General features: G+C 41.5%; 4 protein-coding genes. 2 read left to right on the forward strand and 2 right to left on the reverse strand.

The genetic code is table 11. The annotated features are described in order from the left end of the window. Positions 1 to 66: 66 nt before the first annotated feature. Both GQR46_RS15315 and GQR46_RS15320 read right to left on the reverse strand, forming a co-directional pair. A complete protein-coding gene (locus tag GQR46_RS15315; protein ID WP_165741380.1) occupies positions 67 to 1,464 on the reverse strand; it encodes a 5-methyltetrahydrofolate--homocysteine methyltransferase in 1,398 nt (465 codons plus the stop codon). A 32-nt stretch (positions 1,465 to 1,496) separates the two neighbouring features. Beyond that, entirely contained in the window at positions 1,497 to 3,902 is a 2,406-nt protein-coding gene (locus GQR46_RS15320; protein ID WP_165741381.1) for a TonB-dependent receptor, read from the reverse strand. Positions 3,903 to 4,043: 141 nt separating this feature from the next. Between GQR46_RS15320 and GQR46_RS15325 the strand changes: the two genes are divergently transcribed. Both GQR46_RS15325 and GQR46_RS15330 read left to right on the forward strand, forming a co-directional pair. Further along, positions 4,044 to 4,460, forward strand: coding sequence for a MerC domain-containing protein (locus GQR46_RS15325; protein WP_165741382.1), 417 nt, complete (start codon positions 4,044 to 4,046; stop codon positions 4,458 to 4,460). A 145-nt stretch (positions 4,461 to 4,605) separates the two neighbouring features. After that, the gene (locus GQR46_RS15330; RefSeq protein WP_165741383.1) at positions 4,606 to 5,439 is read left to right on the forward strand and encodes an alpha/beta hydrolase-fold protein; all 834 of its coding nucleotides are present in this window, start codon (positions 4,606 to 4,608) and stop codon (positions 5,437 to 5,439) included. The last annotated feature ends 156 nt before the right edge of the window (positions 5,440 to 5,595 follow it).

Raw genomic sequence — 5,595 nt, forward strand, 5'->3', positions numbered from 1 at the left:
CGTAATTAGTAAACCTAATTACGGGTTTTTTGTTTTGTGGCTTTAATTTAAAGCGTTAGTTTTAAATTAATGGTCGTGATCTTCATCTTCTATTTCTTGTGCAATCCCTAACCAGGTAATGCTTGCAGGTGGAAAAGTTAACTCTAGCTCACTTTCAATTTCTAGGTCTTCTAGGTGCACTTGCACTATGTGTTGAGCAATTGGGTCGGCAATATAAGCAAACTGACCACTTTGCGCCACTGTCATACTAAAGCTCATTCCTTCGGGCATTGTGGTTACGTCTGCTTGAGTAATATCTACTTGGCCTGCGAGTTCCCAGTGCATTTCACCGTCATGTTTATGCCCAGTAAGTACATTTAAAAAGCCTAGGCTGTCGAGTATTAAAAAGTGTTCACCACTGGCTGAAAAAGAATAAGAAACAGCACTTGCGCCATCAGCAAGTTGCCATTCTACTTCTTCCATTTCGGCATTTTCAGAATGAATACTCAGTAATACTGAGCCACTGCCATCATGCCCTGCGGCAATACCAAAAATTGTGTCATTGTTTTTATGGCCGTACAAAGTACCAATGCGCTGATCGCCTACGGCATCTATATTTACAACTTTTTGAGCGCTGTATACATCACCTTGCTGATGGGCAATCAATACACCATCGCCACAACCAAATACAACATAATCGTGATTTTGTGCTGCGCCGTGTAAATCAGGGCAGGTTATTTCTAACGTTTGCTCTAGTTCGTAATTACCATCGTGAAGATGATAAACACCCACTTGATCGGGAAGTACTTTGGCATTAGATGTATTACTTGCATCGTCGCGGCGAATGGTTGAGAGTAAATGCTTGCCGCGAGGCTCAGCTACACCATGCATGTTAATGTCGTAGTTAATGCCCGTGAGTGTAGCTGTTGTATTGGTAATATCGTTATCGGTTAGCACTTCTACTGAGGCAGGCGTACCGGTTTCTGCATCGCCATCGTAAAATATTGCTAATTGCCCGTCGTGAGTTATTAAGTGTGTAGGGCGACTACCACTTGTTAGCTCGTAGCTGCTAAACGCAGGGCCTTGCTCATAATCATGCAAGTGCTCTGCGTGATCTTCGCGCCACATACCGCCGTCTATAAACCCTAGGTAATCTTGAGTACGATTAGCAATAACAGCATAACGAAAGCCTGGTGATGCAGATAACGTGTTTGAGTCATTGTTTAGTGTAAATGTATCAAGTAATTCGTGGTTGTCTAAATCAAAAAAGCTAGCTTCGTTACTGTCACCTGCCAGAACGGCAAGTCTGCCAAGTGAGTCTATGGTATAGCCGTCGTCATGGTCGTGATCATCATTATGATTGTGCTCGTCTTCTACAACAATAGGATCTTTTTCCACAATGTTGGTTTCTGCATCGCCACAGGCCGTAATAAATGTAGCGCTAATAGCGAGTGCAATAAGCTTTAATTGATATAGTTTTTTCATGTTTATTTCCTTTAATTATAATTTTTTAACGCTTAAAAATAACCGCGAATACCTAGCGCAAAACTACGTCCTGGACGTGGCGCTATATCCTTTACAAACGAGCTGTGCACGCGTGCTTCTGTATCTGTTAAGTTAGTGCCTCGTAGGTACACAGACATATCTTGGTTTAACACTGAAAGGTCGTAAGAGATGCTCGCATCAACTAAGGTGTAACCGTCTGTGGCTGTTTCTTGTGGGGCTGTGCGGTCTTGCTTTTGATAGCGAGTTACATGAATATGCGCACTGAGTTTATCTGTTTGATAGCTTAGCTCGCTGCCAAAACGAAGCGGTGGTGTACGGGGTAAATCGCCGCCGTCTTTAAGGCGTGCACGAACGTAGTCAGAGAATACATCTAGCTTAAACTCATCTGTTAATTGCCACGCAATTTGCGCTTCAAAACCATGTAAAACTACATCATCTGTTTTAAATAAATAAACTGGTAGCACTGATGAATGGTCGTGTTCGTCAACGCCTTCATCGCCATGGTCGTGTCCACTTTGTGCGTATAAACCGGTGTCTATTTGGTAATAATAGTTATCTACTTGGTTGTAAAAGGCATTTAAAATAAAGCCAACATCGCCTTGAGTTTTACGTAGGGTTAAATCGATATTATTGGCTGTTTCCAGGTCAATTGCTTGTTCAGATAAACCCAAATGGCCATCTTCATCTAAATCAAATAGTGCGCCTACTTCGTAAGTGCCAGTGCCAATATGCGGCCCAAACGATAACAACTCAGAGGCAGAAGGTGCACGTTCAGAGCGCGATACCGAAAGCCCTAAGTTATAGTTAGATGTAAAATCCCATACTACCCCTGCCGATAAACTGACTGGCGTAAATTCATGCTCTACATCAAATACGCGAGTGGTTTCTGCGCTTTCTTCGTGGTCATGATCATGCTCGTCGGCTTCTTCTGCTTCATCGTGTGCGTGAGCGTCAATATTTGGCAGTAATACGTCGCCTGCTTCAATTGTTACACGCTCTATGCGCCCACCTAACTGCACTAAAAAATTCCCAAAGTGCCTTTCTTCCATTAACGCTACAGCAAAGCTTTCGGTTTCTGATGGAGGAGTAAAGGCCTCTTCACCTTGTGCTTCAACATCGCTTTGCTTGTAATGAAAGCTAATACCGCCATTCCATTCGTTAAATTGGTTATGCAGTAGGTCTATGCGTAATTCGTTGGTTTCGTTTTTAAAGGTAGTGCCAACAGCGCCGCTCTCAATTTCAGCGTGTTCGTAGTCGGTATGACCAACACGCAGGTTTACTTTGTTTAGCCATTTATTATCTAGGTTGTACTCACCTAATAATTGCACCTTAGTTTGCTCTAAATCAGCAAATACGCTCTCTTCTTCGTCGCTGTGCTCTTCCTCTTCTTCATCGCCGTGCGTATGACCAGGAATGCCGTATTGACGATTAAATTGCTCTACCGCTATGCCAATAAATCCATTATCCATTAAATAGCTAGCGCCAACAGTAAAACCGTCGGACTCTTCATTACTGTTTTCAACAGTGTAATCGCCATGATGCTCTTCACCGTTGCTATCTATATCGGCAGCTACAGGCACCTCGTAGTCGTCGGCTTCACGCCAAAACGCATCGGCGTAAAAAGCAAATGAATCGGTACCTGTGGTGGCATTAAACGAGGCTACTTTTTGGTTATCAACCGAGTTATGTTCTACGTTCCATTCGCCACGGGTTGTACTGTCGGTTGGTACGCGGTTATCAACTATATTTACAACGCCACCAATGGCGCCACTGCCATAAAATAAGGTTGCAGGACCACGTAATACTTCTATTTGTTGTGCGGTCGATGCTTCTGACGCAACAGAGTGATCGGGGCCAACTCTTGATACATCGCTAACATCAAGACCATTTTGAGTAATGAGTACACGCGGGCCGCTTAAACCACGAATAATAGGGGTACTGGCTACCTTACCGTGAAAGTTAGTATTAACGCCTGGGAGTTTTTCAAGGCTATCGCCAAGTGTTGCAGCTTGTTGTCGTCTTAGCTGTTCGCCAGAGAGCACACTTACAGGTGAGGCAGATTCCATTGCCGACATATGAATAGGGGTTGCTTCAATATCAATAACTTCAATAGGCGAACGCTTTAAATTAAACGTAACAGATTGGTTTTCATCATTCGTTATTGTTATATCGCGATGAAGATGCGCATAGCCAGGGGCTACAACGTGAAGTTCTTTTAAGCCATTGTTTAGCTCTGCTATAACAAATTTACCGTTTTTATCGGTGATGACTTTAAGGTCTGAGCCTTCAACTTCTATGGTTGCATTGGCAACTATTTTACCTTGGTTGTTTAAAACAACGCCTTCAATTGTGGATGCCAGCACACTTGCTGGTAATAAAGCTGCGATGAGAGCAGCTAATTGTGATCTAGGTTTCATTTGACCACCTTGTTAGATGTTATATTATATCAATTATGCGAGAAATGTTATAATGTATCAATAGTAATTAACTGTTGTTACTAAAATGTCTCCTTAAAGGTAACGCTTTTGGGTAGAGGCACTAATTTAGTAGAGGAAATAATGAAGTCGAGTCAAAGTGTTATGGATCGTATGGCGATTGGGTTATCGTTAATGTGTACAGTACATTGTTTTGCAACCCCGGTTATTTTAGCGCTATTACCAAGCTTTGCTGTACTGCAAATAGATAGTGAACAATTTCATTTATGGATTCTTGCGGCGGTATTGCCCACCAGTTTACTGGCATTGAGCTTAGGCTGTAAAAAGCACAAGCGTAAACGTTATATGGCCTGCGGCGTTATTGGGCTGTCTTTTATGATATGTGCAGTATTACTAGGGCATGAGGTGGCTGAAAAAGCACTAACCTTAATAGGCTCGGCTTTTATTGCTGTAGCCCATTGGTTTAATTACCAACAGTGCCTTAAACAAAATGACGATAACTGCCCATGTTCAGGCAGTGAGCCAGACCAAGCGGTTTAATGCTATAAGTGCTGGTGGTTTAAACGAAAGTTACACTGGCACTTTATTTTTTATTTAAACTTTGTTTTTTGGATAGCTTATATATTCGCTAAAAGTACTTTAAAGTAGGTACTTAATTTATTTTTAGCTTAGGTTAACCAATACAGTGCCTCTTATTTTAAAATCTCTTTTGCTTTTAAGCGCCTTAATATGTTTTAAATTAAGCGCAAATACTCCTTATTCAATACCCCGAAGTAGCGTGGTTGAGCTCACTGAGCCCGTTAACGAGCGGGTGTATCCTGTGTATATTCAGCTTCCTAAGTCATACCAAAAGCAGCCTAATAAAACGTATCCAGTTATTTATGTAACCGATGCACCGTATACCTTTCCCATCGTTGCTGGGGCTACACGATTCCCTATGAATAGTGGAAAAATGCAACAGGCTATTATTGTAGCAATTGGCTACGAAAAAGGGTCCGCTGGCTCTAACAGCCGAATTAGAGATTACACGCCTACCTTTGCAAAAGGTTGGAAAAAGCAAACAGGTAATGCCAAAGGGCATATTCAGTTTTTACAAAGTACAGTTTTCCCTTTTATTGAAAAAAACTATCGGGCCAGTAACTTACAAAGAACCTACATGGGGCATTCGTTAGGCGGTTTATTTGGCGCGACTATTTTATTAACGACACCCGATTTATTTAGCAATTATATTATTGGCAGCCCATCGGTTTGGTTTGATAACAATGCACTATTAGCGTTAAAAGTGAATAAGCCAAAATTGCCTATAAGAGTATATATATCAGTTGGATCTATGGAAACGCCAGCTTTCGGCGAAGGGCAAAATATGGTTGAAGGTGCTAAGCAGCTAACGCAAAAAATTAATGCACTTAACAGTGACAATATTGAACTAATAAGTGTTGTTATTGACGGTGCTAATCATGCAACCGCGTTTCCAACAACAGCGATCCAAGGTTTAGATTGGATACTTAGGAAAGAATAGTAGAGCATTAGTTAAATATTACTTAACCCGACATCCTGAAAGCTATTCTTACTTTAGAACCTGTGGATTAGAAATGTTTCGGCTTCACTGGAAAACGAAACATTTAACGAGTTTCAACTTAATAATTTTGAACCGTCAGTTATTTTTAATGGAGTT

It is taken from the genome of Pseudoalteromonas sp. Z1A6, from assembly GCF_011378745.1.
Lineage (GTDB): Bacteria > Pseudomonadota > Gammaproteobacteria > Enterobacterales > Alteromonadaceae > Pseudoalteromonas > Pseudoalteromonas arctica.

Coding starts and splice junctions, on each gene's coding strand:
- GQR46_RS15315 (WP_165741380.1), bottom strand. CDS start 1,464: ATGAAAAAACTATATCAATTAAAGCTTATTGCACTCGCTATTAGCGCT.
- GQR46_RS15320 (WP_165741381.1), bottom strand. CDS start 3,902: ATGAAACCTAGATCACAATTAGCTGCTCTCATCGCAGCTTTATTACCA.
- GQR46_RS15325 (WP_165741382.1), top strand. CDS start 4,044: ATGAAGTCGAGTCAAAGTGTTATGGATCGTATGGCGATTGGGTTATCG.